Origin of the sequence: Paraburkholderia sp. BR14312, from assembly GCF_040948675.1 — a bacterium.
Classification (GTDB): Bacteria; Pseudomonadota; Gammaproteobacteria; order Burkholderiales; family Burkholderiaceae; genus Paraburkholderia; species Paraburkholderia nodosa_A.
The window spans coordinates 179,406-194,787 of the sequence record NZ_JBFPKI010000016.1 but is presented as its reverse complement, the minus strand read 5'-3'; the positions used below and the strand labels follow the sequence as shown (position 1 = coordinate 194,787).

Genomic DNA, 15,382 nt, shown 5'->3' with positions numbered 1-15,382 from the left:
CTGTCTCCATGCTCACTTGGCTTTGTTCAGGAACGCATGCACGGCTTCGCGATGCTCGCGGCTCGTGTAGCAGACCGCCTGCGCCTGGCTTCCCTGTGCGAATACCTGGTGGGCGGACAGTTCGTAGCTCTGGTTCAGGATGGTCTTGCCGAGCGCGAGCGCGGTCGCGGACCCTTCGCTCAGCTCCATGGCCCAGGCGCGAGCCTCGTGGAGCAGCCGCTCCGGCGCGCACACGCGATCGGCGATGCCGAGCTCGAGGGCTTCCTTCGCATCGACGCGGCGTCCGCTGAAGATCAGATCCTTTGCGCGCGGAAGCCCAACGCGGCGCGGCAGGAAATAGAGGCCTCCGCCATCCGGGATCAAGCCGCGCCTGACGTAGCTCCATGCAAAGCTGGCCTCGTCCGAGGCAACGACGAAGTCGCAGGAAAGCGCCATGTCGGCGCCGAGGCCTGCCGCTGCGCCGTTGACCGCCGCGATCGTCGGCTTGGGCATCGTGTACAGCAGGTTCACCGTGTGATGCACGCGTTGCTGGCGGGACCAGCCGTTGAACGCGACGTCGCCTGCCGGCGCCTCCATCCGCTCGGCCATGCCGCTGACATCGCCGCCGGCGCAAAACCCTTTGCCGTTGCCGGTCAGGATGACGGCGCGCACGGCCCTGTCGCGGGATGTGCTCTCGAGCGCTTCGATGAGCTCGGAGCGCATGTCGTCGGTGATGGCGTTGCGCTTTTCCGGGCGGTTGAGGGTGATGATGCCAATGCCGGATTCGACGGCAAGATGAATCGTTGAGGCGGTCATGGATGTCTCGGTTGTTTGAGTTGGACGATGTTCGTCGAGTGCGGGCGATGCGGCCCGATGCAGTTCCTTGTGTGATGGAGCATAGTCCCGGCATACTCGATTGAAACCGGTCCAGTTCCACTCCTTGGAACGCAGAAGTTCGCCCTCACTACGTCACGACACGATGAAGACACCTGAAGAGGCTTCTCGCGCGGCTCCCCAGGCCGTATTGAATCGATCCCTCGAACGAGGGCTGCTATTGCTGCGCGCCTTCGGCCCCGGCGCCGACACGCTCGGCAATGGCGACTTCGTCGAGCGCACCGGCCTGCCCAAGGCCACAGTGAGCCGCCTCGCGCGCACGCTCGTCGAGTGCGGGTTTCTCGAACACGACGCTTCGCGTCAGGTGTATCGGCTCAGCGTGCCGATACTGAGCGTGGCCCATGCGATGCGCACGGGCTCGAAGCTCCTTCAGGCGGCTGCCCCGCTGATGCGCGAGACCGCACAAAAACGCCAGATCAACGTCGGCCTCGCGGCAGCGGACGGCGATGACATGGTCTATCTGGAGTCTTTCCGCTTTAACCAGCGGGCTGCGCTTCGCACCGTCGTGTCGGGCCAGCGCGTTCCGATGGAGCTGACCGCGCTGGGCCGCGCGCATCTGTCGACGCTGAGCGAGGACGAATGTGCCGCACGTCTCGCATCGCTCGAACGACGCGGCGCTCGTCGCTGGAAGACAATCCGGGCGCAGATTCTCGATGCGATCGATCACGTCCGGCGTGCGGGTTTCTGCGTCGCAAGCTGGCAGCCTGAAGTCGTCGCGCTCGCGACGCCGCTGGCGATTCCCGGCTATCGGCCCATCGTGCTGAATTTCAGCGTGCGGACCACCGATGCGCCGTCCGACGTGTCGGCGAACCTGTCGGCGCCGCTGCTGCAGTTGCGCGACGCGATCGTCGAGGCGATCGCCGCGCTCGACGGCGAGTGACTCATTGCTCGCTGATTGCGCGCCGCGGCACGCCGAACACGATGGCGAGCCCGCCCAGGATGGACACGAGCGCGACGGCGTAGAGGCCTATCGCGTTGCTGCCGAACCGCGACGAAGCGAGGCCGATGACGGTGGGCGCGAAGATGCCGCCGAACTGGCCGAGGCTGCTGATCAGGCCGATGCCGCTCGCGGCCACGGCCGGCTTCAGGTAGGCCGGAGGCAAGGTCCAGAACAGCGAGAGCATGCCGAGATACCCCGCCGTCGCGAGGCAGAGCAGCACCATCAACGCCACGACGTCATGCGCAAAGAGTGGCAGCAGCACGACCCCGCCTGCGGCCAGCGCGGCGCTGGCCATGAAGTGCCAGCGCCGCTCGAGCCTGCGGTCGGAACTGCGGCCCAGCAGATACATCGCCGCCGCGCCGATGACGTAGGGAATCGCGGACAGCGCGCCGATATGCCAGAGATTCGTCACACCGCTGTTCTTGATCACGCTCGGCGCCCAGATATGCACGACGATGCTGGCCCACGGAACGCTGAAGTAGGCGAATGTCAGGAAGTAGAACTTCGGTTCGCGCAGCGCGAGCCAGATCGAATTCGGCGCGCGCGTCTCCTTCATCGCGGCTTCGCGCCGGAGCGCGTCGAGCACGAGCTCCTTTTCTGCCGCGCTCAGCCAGCTCGCCTGCTCGGGCCGATCGGTCAGGCATAGAAAGGCGGCCACGCCCGCGATGATCGACGGCAAGCCTTCGAGGACGAACATCCATTGCCAGCCGTTAAGTCCATGCGCGCCGGTGAGCGCATCGAGAATGAGTCCGGACATCGGTCCGCTGACGATGCCCGACACGCAAATGGCGCTCATGAAGATGGACGTCACACGTGCGCGACGCGACGCGGGAAACCAGTACGTGAAGTAGAGAATGACGCCCGGGAAGAAACCCGCCTCGGCCGCTCCGAGCAGCACGCGTGCGAGATAGAACTCCATCGGCGTGCGGACGAATGCGGTACAGACCGACACCACGCCCCATAACGTCATGATCCGCAGTAGCGTGCGGCGGATCCCGATGCGCTGCAGCCAAAGATTGCTCGGCACCTCGAGCAGCATATAGCCGAGGTAGAAGAGCCCTACGCCCAACCCGAACGCCGCCTCCGACAAGCCGACATCCCGCCTGAACTGAAGGTGCGCGAAGCCGATGTTCGCGCGATCGATATAGGCGAAGACGTAGCAGACGAACAGCAGCGGCATCAGCTTCCACGTCACCTTGCGGTACACCGCTTCGGTCGCGAAATCGTGGGCGGCAGTTGCCACGGGCGATGGACTTGAAACTGCTTGCATGGTGTCTCCAATCATTGTTCGCTCGCGGCGCTCGAAGTCCCGGCTTGGTCTTCGGGTCACGCGCGGCCTGAGCATGATTATCGGCGCCGGCACGCAGGTTCAACGGCGTCAGTTCCACTGTATGGAACAGCCGGCGATGGAGGCCAGCTCGAACTGAACGGTTCAAGTGCATCATGTGAATCAAGCGGCGGCCATTCCGGAACCGTTTGGGACGATCGAGCATATATTCGAGTCCTTTGAGAACTCGCGGGACACTACAGCCCGCTTGATGCTTTCGCTGTTCGACTGCCGGGTTGCGGCAGTAGGCACCACACCGCGCAGCGTCGAAAGCGTTGATGCGGCACTTTATCGACGTGGCCAATTAATGAACCGTGGCAGCTTGGAGGTATGACATGAACTCAGCTTCACCCACGATGGGAATCGACCATGTGGTCTCACCGTAACGGACATCGAGGGCACCAGCGCATTTTTTGTCGATTGCCTGGGCTGGAAGAAGGTGGGCGGAAAACCTGACTATCCGGCAGTGTTCGTGTCGGATGGACACGTCATGCTGACTTTGTGGCAACGCAAGAACATGGAGTCAGGTGTCGACTTCGACAGAAAGTCGAATATCGGGCTACATCATCTCGCGTTGCGCGCTGTCGACGAAAACGCGTTCGATTCGATATTCGAACGCGTGTCCAACTGGCCCGGCGTGAAGGTGGAATTTTCTCCGGAATGGCTCGGCAACGGGCCGAAGCGCCACATGATGATTTATGAGCGCGGCGGCATTCGCCTTGAATTCGATCTGGATCCGCCCTTGTAAGTACACATCGAATCGCGGCGCCTATCATGGCATCACTTCGCCCACACGTAGGAGAAACATCATGGCTGACACCCGGCAGGGCAGTTTCAAGCGAGTATGGTTCATTACGGGCGCGTCACGCGGTATCGGCGCACTGATTGCCGAAGCGGCGCTCGCGGATGGCAACGCTGTCGTGGCAGCGGGGCGCAACGTCGCGGCCATCGTCGAGCGTCTCGGCGATTCGGACGCTGTGCTGCCGGTGACGCTGGACGTGACCGTTGAAGCGCAGGCAAAGGCGGCGGTTCAGCATGCGGTGGAAAAGTTCGGCCGCCTCGACGTGCTGGTCAACAATGCGGGCTTCGGACTGTTGGGTGCGGTGGAGGAGTCCGCCGACAAGGACGTCCGTCGAATGTACGACACGAACGTGTTCGGCCTCTTGAATGTTACGCGCGCTGTGCTGCCGACAATCGTAGAACAAAGCAAAGATGTCAATTCGAAATTCCCGAAGCGTAAGGATTCCGCACATCGAATTGACGACTTTATTTGCAGTCTCAACGAAATAAAGTCGTCAATTCGCATAAGTCCGCATTAAATACGTCAATTCGCGTTCTAGACTTCGAATCCCGCTCCTAAGGTCTTGATCTTATGGACGTTCCTGCACACCTGACGCAGCCGGTCGCGTTCGCGCGTGCGCGCGGCGCACACCGCTTCGAAGTCTTCAGCCCGAAACTCAAACGCCGGCTGACGCTCGACCGACGCTGCGCCGTCGATCAATGGTTCGTGCTCGAATCCGATCCGACCGTGCGCATCTTTTGCGAGCGTCCAGGCTTTGCCCAGTTCGATGGCCGGCGATATCTCGTCGATTTCCACGTCCGTTACGCTGACCGTCATGAACTGCTGCTCCTGCCCGATCCGGTCATCGTCGAAGACGGCAAACCTCGCGCGGTCATTGATGCCAGTGCGATGACTGTGCGCCACGTCGAGCCCGCGGAGCTGGCGGCCTCGCGCATGTGGGTCGACAACTGGCAGCGCATGCTGCCGTGCCTGATCGCCACACGCGGTCTCGTGCCGGCTTCGCTGCTCAACTCGATCGAGCGCTTCGTTGCAACGTCTCAAGCATTGCTCGACATCGAGCGAGAGTTCTCAACGGGTGACCCCATTATCGTGCGCGCCGCCTTGTTCAGCCTGTTGCATACAGGCCGCGTGACAGCACCCGAGTTGCGCACCGAGCCACTTTCGTGGCTCACGCGCTTTGCTGCTGCCGAGGCCCGCTCATGAGTCGCCGCAAACCCGAACTGCAAGCACTCGACCTGACGACCTGGCCGACCGTGGCGTGGACCGAGTTCGATGCGCCCACGCGCAAGCGCATCAAGCTTCGGATGCTGGCAATCGAGCGTTACGCGCGCGGCGAACCTGTCAAGGACATCGAACATGCGACCGGAGTAAATCGCCGGCAGCTCTATCGCTTGCTCGAACGGGCGCTCGAACCGCATCGCGACGGGCGCATCTATGGGTTTCGCGCGCTCATCGCGCATGTACGCGTGACGGAGTACGTCCGTATGCGCCCCGTCACCGTACAAGGCGAGCGGGGCAGCCGTGGCGCCGTAGGCGCCCTCTCACAACTGTTTGAGCGTTACCCTACCCTCGCCGGCTGGCTCCGGCTGCAGCTCAAGCAGCGCCGCGTCAAGCTTGATCAGCGCCATACCGACGGCGCTCTGCATACGCGCCTGCGCGGCCTGCAAGCATTGCACACGGAATTCCTGCAGCAGTGCCGGCACGTGGGCCTGACTGCGACGGACTATCCGTTCAATACGGCAGGCCAGGCGATTCGCTCCCTCTCAGCGTGCGTGAAGGCGGAGCTGCTACGCAGCTTCGGCGCTGCTGCGCGCGCGGCCGGCGCCTCGCACCTGAAAGGCTTGCCTCGCCCTGATGATGAGGCAGGCGCGCCAGCGGCAAGCCGCCCCTATCAAGTCGTCGAATTCGATGGTCACAAGCTCGACATCCGGCTCAAGGTCGTCGTGTCCGATCCACTGGGCTTCGCGCACGAGTTCGAAATCGAGCGGGTTTGGCTGCTTGTCATCATCGACGTCTGCACGCGCGCGGTGCTCGGCTACCACCTTGTGCTGGCGCGCGAGTACAGCCGCTACGACGTCATCAAGACCATCGAGAAAGCGCTTGAGCCCCACCCCGCGCGCATCTTCAGCATTCCCAGTCTCGCATACGGAACACACGACGGGTTTCCCTCCCAGCGTCTGCCCGAGCTGGCCTACGTGGCGTGGGAGTGGATGAAGCTCGACAACGCGAAGGCGAATCTCGCGAGCGACACGCTGGCCGCGCTGTGCGAATTCGTCGGCTGCAGCGTAGACGCCGGTCCCCACTATAGCCCGGACGAGCGACCTTATATCGAGCGCTTCTTTGGCACGGTCGCCTCTCGCCTGTCTTCGCGATTGCCCGGCTACACCGGTTCGCACCCGCGCGATCTGCGCCGGGCGCTGGCCGATCCCAAGGGCAATCTGCGCCTCTACGTGTCGCTCGACGAGCTGGAGGAACTGATCGAATATGCGATCGCAAGCTACCACGGGACTCCACATGCAGGCCTGAATAGCATCACGCCGCTCGAAGCGATGACGTATTTCGTGCGCGGCAAACAGCAGCTGCTCACCTGGCTTCCTGAGCAGCACCGCCGAACGTTGTGCCTGATGCAAACGGCCAGGCGCTGCCGCGTGCGGGCTTATCTCGAGCAGGGCGTGCGCCCGCACATCAACCTGTATCGGGTCCGCTACACCAACCCCGTGCTCGCCTGCAGCACGCACCTGATCGGGCAGCCGCTGCTCGTCTACATGAATGCGGACGATTTGCGTTGTGTGCGCGCCTTTCTCGCCGACGGCACCGAGCTCGGCGTACTTGAGGCGCAAGGGGCGTGGCGCGTCGTACCGCACAATCTCAAGCTGCGCCAAGAAATTCTGAAGCTACATGGCGACAAGCGCGCCCGTCCGCTCGCCTCCAATCCCATCGAAGCATACATACAAGCCAAGCTTGCCGAGGCGAGGAAGACCCGCAAGGCCGCCTCCGACCTCGCTCAGGCGATGCGCGTGCTCGCCGCAGCACCCATGGTACGCGTGCCGCCAGGTCCCGTGACATTGGCCAAGATCGCCGCGCCTGCGGCGTCGCTGGCCGCTGCGCCGAACGCCGAAACGACCCCGCCTGCGAGTGTGCGTCCCCGCAAGCTCACCATCGGCACCGGACAGGTTTTCTAACGCTGTCGTTTGCAAGGGAGGCCCCATGTCGCCGCAAATCCCGCGTCCGATCGACCCGTCGCTGCACCCGCTCGTCACTGGCAATTACCGCATCGCCACACCCGCGATCGAGGCGTTCCATGAGCTCGTCACGCGCTGCCTGCGCTACCGGATCATGGGGGCACTCATTTACGGCCCCTCGCGCATTGGTAAAACCCGCGCAATCGAGTACGTGCGGCTCATGCTCGCGCGACAGCATCCGAAGATGACGACCTTCCACGCGCAGTGCGAGCACAAGCCGCGGCACGCCGAAGGTCCATTCTTCGTGAACTTGCTGGAGGCCGTTGGCGATCACACGCCGAACTCCGGCACCAATCCGGCCAAACGCATGCGCCTGACGCTGCGCATTCGCGAGGCCGCCGCCCGCGCCGGCAGCGGCACGGTGCTGCTCTTTTGTGACGAGGCGCAACGCTACAACGAGAACGAATACGAATGGCTGCGTGATGTGCACGACGCCCTCGATCGTCAGCACATCAAACTCTTTACCTTTCTCGTCGGCCAGGAGGATCTGCTCGCTCAGAAGACGGCGCTGCAGGTCGCCGGCAAGACACAGATTGTCGCGCGTCTCATGGTCGAGGAATTCGCCTTCTGCGGCATCCGCAACGCCGAAGATGTCGCCACGTGCCTGGACGGCTACGATCAGACAGCCTACCCGGAGGGCAGCCAGTGGAGCTTTACCCGCTTCTACGTGCCGCAGGCGTTTGACGCCGGCTACCGCCTGATCAACGACGCCGGTGTGCTGTGGCAGGCGTTCGAGGCAGCGCACCACAAGGCGAGCTTGCCGGGCCGGCTCGAAATCCCGATGGAATCGTTCGCACGCGCCGTCGAAATCGTGCTCAAGGACAGCGAACTCAAAGATGCACCCGGTTACTGTCCCACGGCAGCGTTGTGGGCTTACGCCGTGCAGCATTGCGGCTACGTCCAATCCCGCCATGCCACCGGACGCGTGCTTGTCACGGCGTGATGCCGCAGTGCTCAAGCCGCCACGCTTTCCGATTCTGACCTTTGACGAGCGGCAACTCTCGCTCGCGTTCGGCAGCGTGATTAACCTCAAGTGGCTGATGCCCGGGGAATCCCTACTCTCGATCCTGTGGAAATTCGCATGTGCCAATTCGCTGCCCAGCCACGTGCTCGTTCAGTTGTTGAGCCCCGAGGTTGACGCGTCTGAAGGCGTGGCGCCGGTGCGCGACGACATCGACCTCATGCGCCTGCGCTGCATCCTCCGCCTGCCCGAGCACATCTTGCGCGTCTCGTTGCTCGAAGCCGCACGCTCAGGTCGGTATCACGCGACGTTCCGGTATTGCCGACAGTGCGTAGCGCACGGTTACCACAGTGTGCTGCATCAGCTCGAGGATGAAGATCGCTGCCCGGCGCATCATCAATCGCTCGAAACGCGCTGTCCGCACTGCCGAGGCGAGACGCCTTACCTCGTCAACACCAGCGTGATCGAGGCGCCGTTTCGATGCGTCTGGTGCCATTCGCACTTCAGTTATGGGCGTCTTCCTCTTCTGTCGACCACGCCTGCAATGCGCAGGCAGGACCGCATCGCCCTGACTCGCCGATTGCGATTGCATCTGCGCTTGGGCAACGGCATCGACGCAGCGGTCGCTCAAGGGCCGATCGCTGCCCCCTTTGTTGACACCTGTACGACGCCAAGCCGGTGACAACTTTAATTCGTTTTCCGTAAACGTTTGAATTTACGGCGATTTTTCGGCAGCCTTCGCGATGAATCCGCGAAGTGACATCTTTATTAGCGAAGTTGTGACATCTTTAATTTGGTCTACGGCAGCCGTCGGGTGTGACCCGCACCACCTTGATCTTCAGCGCCTGTTTGCCGAACGACTGACATCGGCCTCCCGTGCCCTCCATCAGCGCGAAGTAAAGCGAGCCGAATGCGAAACCGACCAGCCTACCCCACGTGCCGATGCGGGCGAGCCACTCAAAGCCCAACGCAATCACGACCATGCCGATTAGACCCAGCAGGATGCCATCGATCGCGAATGCGGCAGTCCTGCGCCAGAAGCCGGCCGCCATCGCGCAATCAATGTCGCGCGCTGCTTTTTCGTCCAGGGTCTCGTTGTCCGTCATCCCTAATCTCCTTCTATTGCTGACGGTTGATGGTCTCCGGCAGCCTTACCTGCTGCCTGATTCGGGGCGGTGCCGCACACGACAATCACACCAACTGGCAGCGTCCGGAACAGCACGCGCTTTGCCTGGATCGACATACAGCGTCCGTCGCGGAGATGCAAGTAGGAAAACGCCCCGTCCCCGATGAAGTGCAATGTGTGGAACGTCGTCGCATGCACGTGAGCGATCTCGTGCTGCAGAACCTGAGGTCGTCGATCTGCACGTGCCGGATCTCGGGTACGGTTGCATTGATGTCACCTGCCTCGGAGAAGATGTGTTTATCGCCCTCGAGGCCTCCGACAAGGTGGCTGCCGTCCGGGAAATCGGTGCGTGTACTGCCCGGGAGATATCGACGAACGATTGAGCCTGTGCGACTGAGAGCCGTGGGCCTCCCGTCGGCGAGCTATGGTCGCCATCTTTCATTGCGAGTCTCCCGCGCGATTGCTGTCGCCGCATGCGCCCGGCACGATCTCTGAACGTCAAACCAGCGCGGCGCTGCAAGAAGCGGCCATCTCTGCGGGCTTAACGAGACCGCTCGACGACGGACCTGTTGCCTCACGGCTTTTCCCGTCCGGGCGCTTCCGATCGAGACGTCCGGCTCACTACGCCGTCTGGCGAGAAATGCGCGTTGAACATCGCGTCGCCCGACACGCCGCCTTCGGCCCAGTGCCAGCTCCAGACCGTCTCATGGCTCAGCGCATACTGCGCGACGGTGGCTGGCTTGCCGAGCAGCCGTCGCACGTCGTCCTGCGTCATGCCCGGCATAACCTTCGCGATGTTGTCGGCGGTCAACGCCTGCGTGATCGAGATGAGCCGGCCGTCCGGACCGAAATCCAGCATGTACGTGTTCAAGCCGTTGGGGCCCCGCGGGTATTCAAGCCGCTCTGAGCCGTCGTCGTTCTGCCAGACGATCTCGGGCTTGCCCGCCTGTTGGCGCACGTCGTCGACCGTCGACACGCCCGGTTGGAGATTCCCGAACGCCATTGCATCCGGCTTGATCGCGTTCACTGCGTCGGTGACCTTCTGCTCGTCGCAACCGGCTGCCAGCACGCTGACTGCGCTGGCGACGAGCAGCATCACGAACTGTCTTTTCCTATCTCGTTTCTTCTTCATAGACATAGTCCTTTTAGAATCGGGCGCCCGCATGGCACCCGCCGAACGCTGCACCATTGGTCGCCGCCCCGCCGCAACCGAACAGCCCGCACGCTCCCAGGGACAACGACGTAATGAGAGCCAGCACCGCCGTAGTGATCTTTGGTCGTGACATAGTCGCCTCAATGCCGGACGGAGCCAGCGGAAAATACATGGAGGAAGATCGCGTGCAGGAAAGCCCACGCGAAAAATATCGATGCAATCAACGTGGCCATCCGCCCGGTCTCGGCAACGTCGGAAGAACACGCTGCACCCGCTTGCGGATGGTGGCAGGAACGCGTGGTGACCACGCTGCACGATTCATCGGATCGCGTCCTCGCGGCAGTAACCGGACGTGACCGGCCGGATGGTCCGTACCAGATCGTCGGGTTCCGTCACGTTGACCGGAATCGGCGGAAGCCAGCGCAAGGAACGGATGGGGCTCTGCCTCGGGCCGCTCAGAATCGTGTGCCAGTGCGCCCGCCGGATATGCGCGCGGGGGCTCGCATGAGACCCGCGTGTGGCCTCGGTTTCGCCTTGCTCATTCGCCGACTGCCATGCAGCACGCAACGATGCGCCCAGCCGCGTTCCCACCTCCCACCTGACGGGGCGTCGCGCTGGCATCATCCTGACGCCCCGGTGCGTACGCCTCGGTTGCGGCCTGGCAGGCAGCGACGTACCATCACCCAGCTCCGGCGCCTCACTGCACAGATACAGCACCAGCGACACAAGACGCGGCAGCACGCTTCGCATTTCCGCCGCCAGCGCAGGTGCGGATTCGCCATCGCCATTGGTCGACACCTCGATCGCGGCTTCGAGTGACGGTTGATCGAGGCGCAGAACCAGCAGGGTCATGCATTCCCTCGCGTTCAATACGAATGCGAGCCCCTCCGTGCCGTCGAAAATTTCGCCGGCCTGAGCAAATACCCCGTCCAGTACCGAGCCGTTCCACATGAACCCGGGCGTTTCGACATAGACGGTCCACTCTGGAAGCCGCGTGAGCAGATCCGTCGGCAGGGCACCGGTGACGGGCGTCGCGCACAGTTCGTCAAAAAGCGTCGCGTCGAACCGGTAAATCCCCCTGCGTCAGCCGCCACGCGGCGAGCGTGTTGACCAACGTGGGCGTCGAATGGGCGACACGCTGAACCTCCATTCCCATGCGATCCATCCGCCCGAGTACGTCGTTGAGCGTCTTCGCCGTCATATGGAACGGCAGGTACCAATGCGGCGACATGCCCAGCCGGTCTCCGTCCATCTGAGCCTTGGCTCGCAGACAATCCAGTGTCCGAAGCAGCTCTGGAAACTTGCGGTTAAGCCCCATCAGGCAATCGAGCGGGGAATATCCTCTTGAGCGCCTGGGTGTCGTGCCGTCGGCATTCATGGTCGTGCTCCGTTCAAGGTTCCGACGTCATCGGGAGGCGCTCTGCGGCGCACTGCCGGATGCGATAAGCAACTGGTCGACGAGTTCGAGCTTCAACGGCTTGTCGGCATCGAGCTTCTTCTTTTCGATCACGTATTTCCAGCCGTCGCCGTCGCCCGGGTTACGGTAGAACGCGACGATCGCCACGTATTTCGTGTCGGTCTGCATCGGTTGCGAAAGACTGGCCGACGCGCCGGGGTTCAGCACGGAGGCCATGCTCGACTGCAGGTCCTGCCCGAGCGCGATCCGGTCGTTCCTGAGGAGATCCTCGTAGGACGCGCCGTCGAACATCTTGCGGTCCTTGAGCTGATAGACGCGTACCGCGACTGACGTCGCGCGACCGGCGTCGTCCGGGTTCACTGCCTCTCGGGCGGACAAATCGACGCTGAGCACCTTGACCTGCTTGAAAAACACCGCGTGATAGGCGCTTGAGGAGGCGTCGGAGACGGACTGCCATGCGCCGCATGCGGACAGCAGCAAGGTGGATGCAACGGTTGAGACGGCAAGACGGACTAACATGGAGATGGACATCGGAATTCCTCGGTCAGGCATGGCGTGGAGTGAGGTGTGGATTGGGCGCGGGCGCGGGGAACGCTTCGTAGACGCCGAGTGCGATGTTGATGAGGCGTTCCTCGTCGGCGGGCAGCACGGTGGTCCAGCCAAGGCGCGGGGCAGGACCTGCCGATCCCGGGCCTGCGGGACCTGTCGCACCAATTGCCGGCCGGGGCGCGAGTCGTGAGGAGACCTCCAAGCGCAGATGCACGTCGGCCTTTACCCCCACGTACAGTTGCACGAACGCCATCAGCTCGCGATGCAGCCATGCGCCGGGCAGGAGATCATGAGCCTGCCGGGCATCGACCGGCCGCAGCGTGACGCGCACCGCGCGACTGCGATAGGTCAACCGCTGGCCGAGCACATAGCCACCGCCGAGCCCCTGGCGGGCGCCATCTTCCGGCGCAGCGGCACGGCCCGCAGAGCTCAGCGGCCGCGGCTGTCCTGCGCGCGTGACCGCCGGAAAGAACTCGTCGACACGCACCCCAACGCCGGGGACGGCGAGTGCGACAACACCGGCCAGCCCTTCGGGTGTGCGTGTGTGCTGGATCAGCAGCCCAAGCAGCGCGAGCATGCGCGAATCGGGCAGACCGGCGCGTTGCGGCTTGTCGCCCCACCCGAAACCAGCCAGACAGAGAAGATTGCGCGAATGCCCGTCGCTGCCACCCGGACGGAAGCTTTCCGGATAGCGGTACTTCTTCCAAGCGCGGTACAGCAGCGTCACGAAACGGTGGTTGAACTGGTCGAGAAACGCCTCGACGACCTCGTGCCCCTCCTCGCGCAGCACGATTTCGTCGATCATGTGCGGCGGCATCGCCGCGTCGACGCCATACAGGCCCATGAACGTCGTGCGTACGGTTGGCGGCGCATCCGGTCCGAATGTGCCCGACCCGTCATCGAACTCCACCGAGGCAATTTCACCAGCGGGGAAACCGGTGCGCGGGCGCGGCCGGAAGCGCACGGGCTCGTGCTCTGGCGTATCGCGCGTGCCGAAGCCCGGCAGCCGCCCCGAAGGCGCTTCCCCGGAGGCACCGGGCATGCGCACCTCAAGCAGCCGGCATAGCTGCATGAAGTTCATCAGCGGCGCGCGGGCGAGCAGCGACGCCACGAGCGGGTCGAGATCGGGCAACTCGTTCCCCAAGGGGACTTCCTGCGGGGCGCGCGGTTTCATAGGGGTGCCCGTTGCGCCTTGCTGCGCGGCCAGTCCGTGCGGGTCTGCGACGGCAGGCTCACGATCGACAGCTTCGTGAAGAGGTTGATTTCCGCGTACTGCGCGAAGAAACGATGCAGCAGCTCGCCGAACAGCTTTACGTCACCCTCCCCCGCGAACGCGTGCGAATCGAGCGTCACCTCGATCAGCACGCCGCGCTCGACCGAGCCGCCCGACACTTCCTCGAGCAGCTCCTGCGAAACCCACAGGATGCCGGCGAGCCGCCGGCGGTTCAGCTCGTCGTTGGTCCAGTCGTAGAGCGCGAGCGCGCCGCGCAGGACTTCCGCGTTCATCATCGACAGGAAGTTCGGCGCGAGGTGCGACAGCACCCGCCACTGGAAGCGGTCGCCCGTCGGTGGATAGAGCGGCAGGGTTGGCGCGACGAGATTTTTCACACCCACCACGTTGGGCGTGCTCGCCGCGAGCTCGGCAATGCTCGCTTCGCGCAGGCCCTTCCTTGGCAGCATACCGTTCGTGCCCGTCACGCGCAGCGACAGGCTTTCCTCGGGCAGCGTGTCCATCGTTTCCCATGCGTGGCCGCCGAGAACGACCCAGCTCTCGTGCAGCCCCGATACGCCGGGGCGCACACGGGCATGGAAATACCGCTCCGGCGCTTCGTGGCGCAACATGCCGCCGCGATGCCGGAAGGTCGCGAACGGCACGTATTCGTAACGTTCTGCCGTGTCGTGATCGAACGCCTCGATCGCATCGACCGAATACGTCTCGACGTGCTCGCCCTGATGGCCGGCCGGCACCACGCGATATTCCGTCTCGTGGTGATCGATCTCGATCGGCTCGGCGTCGAGTTCGAACAGGTTGATCACCGGCGTGCAGAAGAGTCGCACGTTCTCCGCGTCAAAACGCTGGTCGGACGGGTACGTGTGCTTCAGCACGATCTCAAGTTCGAATTGGGTCGACTTCTCTGGCAGCTTCGAAATGTCGAGTCCGCAGAGGTCGACGAACAGGAACTTCTCGCGGAACGTGAAGTACTCGAGCAGCAGCTGGTATCCCGAGAACGAGGCATCAGCCTTCGGCCACAGCCGCTCTTCGGTCGAGAAGCCGGCGGGTTCGAGCGTGACGCTGGTAAGCGGCACCGCTTCGCCGTCGCGTACTTCCGGAATGCGCCAGTGGATCGAGTCGACTTGCCGTGTGAGCGCGAGATGCATCGAGAACGCAACCGGCAGATCCGCATTCAGGTGCAGGCGCAACCGCGAAAGATCGGTTTCCTTGCGGCGCGCCGAGCCGTCGAGCGCGAAGCCAAGCCGGATCACCGAGCGGCCGTCGTGACGCACGGTCGGCCCGGCATGCGTGATGGCGACCGGTTGCAGCGTCACCGCCTGCGTGGTCCGGTACAGGCACTGCACCGCTTTTGGCGTCGTGCCTTCAGCACCCGCCACCGGCGGCACGGCAATCGGCGCCGAACGCACCGGCACGCCCGCCGGCACCACTTCGGTTTTCTGGAGCTTTTCCGCGAGCGGAATCAGCTCGACGACCGACAGCGACGGAATCATCCGCAGGTAGTGTGGCCACAGGAGGCTCACCAGCCCCTCGGTGAGCTCCGGCAGCTCGTCGTCGAGCTTCTGCTGGAGGCGACCAGCGAGGAATGCAAAACCCTCATGGAGCCGCTCGACATACGGATCGCGGTCGCCCACGCGATCGAGGTTGAGCAGGCGCGCCCGGTCGGGATGGGCCTTCGCGAATTCCTTGCCGGACTCGCGCAGATAGCGCATTTCCGCTTCGTAGTAGCGCAGGATCGGATCGTCGTTTTCCATTGAAAAT

At 63.4% G+C, this 15,382-nt stretch carries 14 protein-coding genes and 2 pseudogenes; 7 read left to right on the top strand and 9 right to left on the bottom strand.

What is annotated here, in order from left to right; translation table 11 throughout:
- Positions 1–12 precede the first annotated feature (12 nt).
- Entirely contained in the window at positions 13–795 is a 783-nt protein-coding gene (locus AB3X98_RS36080) for an enoyl-CoA hydratase/isomerase family protein (protein WP_368604520.1), read from the bottom strand.
- Between the two features lie 163 nt (positions 796–958).
- Here AB3X98_RS36080 and AB3X98_RS36075 point away from each other — a divergent pair, with 163 nt between their 5' ends.
- Complete coding sequence (locus AB3X98_RS36075) at positions 959–1,753, top strand: IclR family transcriptional regulator (RefSeq protein WP_368604521.1); 795 nt, start codon at positions 959–961, stop codon at positions 1,751–1,753.
- Position 1,754: 1 nt separating this feature from the next.
- Here AB3X98_RS36075 and AB3X98_RS36070 read toward each other — a convergent pair whose 3' ends face one another.
- Entirely contained in the window at positions 1,755–3,083 is a 1,329-nt protein-coding gene (locus AB3X98_RS36070) for an MFS transporter (RefSeq protein ID WP_368604523.1), read from the bottom strand.
- A 392-nt stretch (positions 3,084–3,475) separates the two neighbouring features.
- Here AB3X98_RS36070 and AB3X98_RS36065 point away from each other — a divergent pair.
- From AB3X98_RS36065 to AB3X98_RS36040, 6 genes and pseudogenes are all read left to right on the top strand, one after another.
- Positions 3,476–3,888: pseudogene (locus AB3X98_RS36065) on the top strand (VOC family protein).
- 61 nt (positions 3,889–3,949) lie between these two features.
- A pseudogene (locus AB3X98_RS36060) lies at positions 3,950–4,330 on the top strand (SDR family NAD(P)-dependent oxidoreductase); the annotation flags it as partial.
- Between the two features lie 182 nt (positions 4,331–4,512).
- Positions 4,513–5,145: a hypothetical protein gene (locus AB3X98_RS36055; protein WP_368604524.1), complete on the top strand. Its 633-nt coding sequence runs from the start codon at positions 4,513–4,515 to the stop codon at positions 5,143–5,145.
- Positions 5,142–7,124, top strand: coding sequence for an integrase (locus tag AB3X98_RS36050; protein ID WP_368604525.1), 1,983 nt, complete (start codon positions 5,142–5,144; stop codon positions 7,122–7,124). Before AB3X98_RS36055 ends, AB3X98_RS36050 begins: the two co-directional genes overlap by 4 nt.
- A gap of 25 nt (positions 7,125–7,149) precedes the next feature.
- The gene (locus tag AB3X98_RS36045; protein ID WP_368604526.1) at positions 7,150–8,127 is read left to right on the top strand and encodes an AAA family ATPase; all 978 of its coding nucleotides are present in this window, start codon (positions 7,150–7,152) and stop codon (positions 8,125–8,127) included.
- A gap of 7 nt (positions 8,128–8,134) precedes the next feature.
- A complete protein-coding gene (locus AB3X98_RS36040; RefSeq protein WP_368604527.1) occupies positions 8,135–8,827 on the top strand; it encodes a hypothetical protein in 693 nt (230 codons plus the stop codon).
- Positions 8,828–8,933: 106 nt separating this feature from the next.
- On the opposite strand, the gene AB3X98_RS36035 is transcribed toward AB3X98_RS36040, so the two are convergent.
- The 7 genes from AB3X98_RS36035 to tssF all read right to left on the bottom strand — a co-directional run bounded on the left by AB3X98_RS36035 (position 8,934) and on the right by tssF (position 15,375).
- A complete protein-coding gene (locus AB3X98_RS36035; protein ID WP_368604528.1) occupies positions 8,934–9,251 on the bottom strand; it encodes an RDD family protein in 318 nt (105 codons plus the stop codon).
- Between the two features lie 594 nt (positions 9,252–9,845).
- Positions 9,846–10,367 carry an outer membrane protein assembly factor BamE gene (bamE, locus tag AB3X98_RS36030; protein ID WP_368604633.1) on the bottom strand — a complete coding sequence of 174 codons (522 nt, stop codon included), beginning with the start codon at positions 10,365–10,367 and terminating at the stop codon, positions 9,846–9,848.
- 375 nt (positions 10,368–10,742) lie between these two features.
- The gene (locus tag AB3X98_RS36025) at positions 10,743–11,375 is read right to left on the bottom strand and encodes a hypothetical protein (RefSeq protein WP_368604529.1); all 633 of its coding nucleotides are present in this window, start codon (positions 11,373–11,375) and stop codon (positions 10,743–10,745) included.
- Between the two features lie 94 nt (positions 11,376–11,469).
- The gene (locus AB3X98_RS36020) at positions 11,470–11,802 is read right to left on the bottom strand and encodes a hypothetical protein (RefSeq protein ID WP_368604530.1); all 333 of its coding nucleotides are present in this window, start codon (positions 11,800–11,802) and stop codon (positions 11,470–11,472) included.
- A gap of 27 nt (positions 11,803–11,829) precedes the next feature.
- Entirely contained in the window at positions 11,830–12,360 is a 531-nt protein-coding gene (tssJ, locus tag AB3X98_RS36015) for a type VI secretion system lipoprotein TssJ (RefSeq protein WP_368604634.1), read from the bottom strand.
- 25 nt (positions 12,361–12,385) lie between these two features.
- Positions 12,386–13,564: a type VI secretion system baseplate subunit TssG gene (gene tssG / locus AB3X98_RS36010; protein WP_368604531.1), complete on the bottom strand. Its 1,179-nt coding sequence runs from the start codon at positions 13,562–13,564 to the stop codon at positions 12,386–12,388.
- Positions 13,561–15,375: a type VI secretion system baseplate subunit TssF gene (gene tssF, locus AB3X98_RS36005; RefSeq protein ID WP_368604532.1), complete on the bottom strand. Its 1,815-nt coding sequence runs from the start codon at positions 15,373–15,375 to the stop codon at positions 13,561–13,563. The genes tssG and tssF overlap by 4 nt, the downstream gene beginning before the upstream one ends.
- Positions 15,376–15,382: the final 7 nt, after the last annotated feature.

What these genes read in the sequence shown, in the direction of transcription:
- AB3X98_RS36055 (WP_368604524.1), top strand. Translation starts at nt 4,513, where the DNA reads ATGGACGTTCCTGCACACCTGACGCAGCCGGTCGCGTTCGCGCGTGCG.
- AB3X98_RS36050 (WP_368604525.1), top strand. Translation starts at nt 5,142, where the DNA reads ATGAGTCGCCGCAAACCCGAACTGCAAGCACTCGACCTGACGACCTGG.
- tssJ (WP_368604634.1), bottom strand. Translation starts at nt 12,360, where the DNA reads ATGTTAGTCCGTCTTGCCGTCTCAACCGTTGCATCCACCTTGCTGCTG.
- AB3X98_RS36045 (WP_368604526.1), top strand. Translation starts at nt 7,150, where the DNA reads ATGTCGCCGCAAATCCCGCGTCCGATCGACCCGTCGCTGCACCCGCTC.
- AB3X98_RS36035 (WP_368604528.1), bottom strand. Translation starts at nt 9,251, where the DNA reads ATGACGGACAACGAGACCCTGGACGAAAAAGCAGCGCGCGACATTGAT.
- AB3X98_RS36075 (WP_368604521.1), top strand. Translation starts at nt 959, where the DNA reads ATGAAGACACCTGAAGAGGCTTCTCGCGCGGCTCCCCAGGCCGTATTG.
- AB3X98_RS36025 (WP_368604529.1), bottom strand. Translation starts at nt 11,375, where the DNA reads ATGTGGAACGGCTCGGTACTGGACGGGGTATTTGCTCAGGCCGGCGAA.
- AB3X98_RS36020 (WP_368604530.1), bottom strand. Translation starts at nt 11,802, where the DNA reads ATGAATGCCGACGGCACGACACCCAGGCGCTCAAGAGGATATTCCCCG.
- AB3X98_RS36070 (WP_368604523.1), bottom strand. Translation starts at nt 3,083, where the DNA reads ATGCAAGCAGTTTCAAGTCCATCGCCCGTGGCAACTGCCGCCCACGAT.
- tssG (WP_368604531.1), bottom strand. Translation starts at nt 13,564, where the DNA reads ATGAAACCGCGCGCCCCGCAGGAAGTCCCCTTGGGGAACGAGTTGCCC.
- bamE (WP_368604633.1), bottom strand. Translation starts at nt 10,367, where the DNA reads ATGCTGCTCGTCGCCAGCGCAGTCAGCGTGCTGGCAGCCGGTTGCGAC.
- AB3X98_RS36080 (WP_368604520.1), bottom strand. Translation starts at nt 795, where the DNA reads ATGACCGCCTCAACGATTCATCTTGCCGTCGAATCCGGCATTGGCATC.
- tssF (WP_368604532.1), bottom strand. Translation starts at nt 15,375, where the DNA reads ATGGAAAACGACGATCCGATCCTGCGCTACTACGAAGCGGAAATGCGC.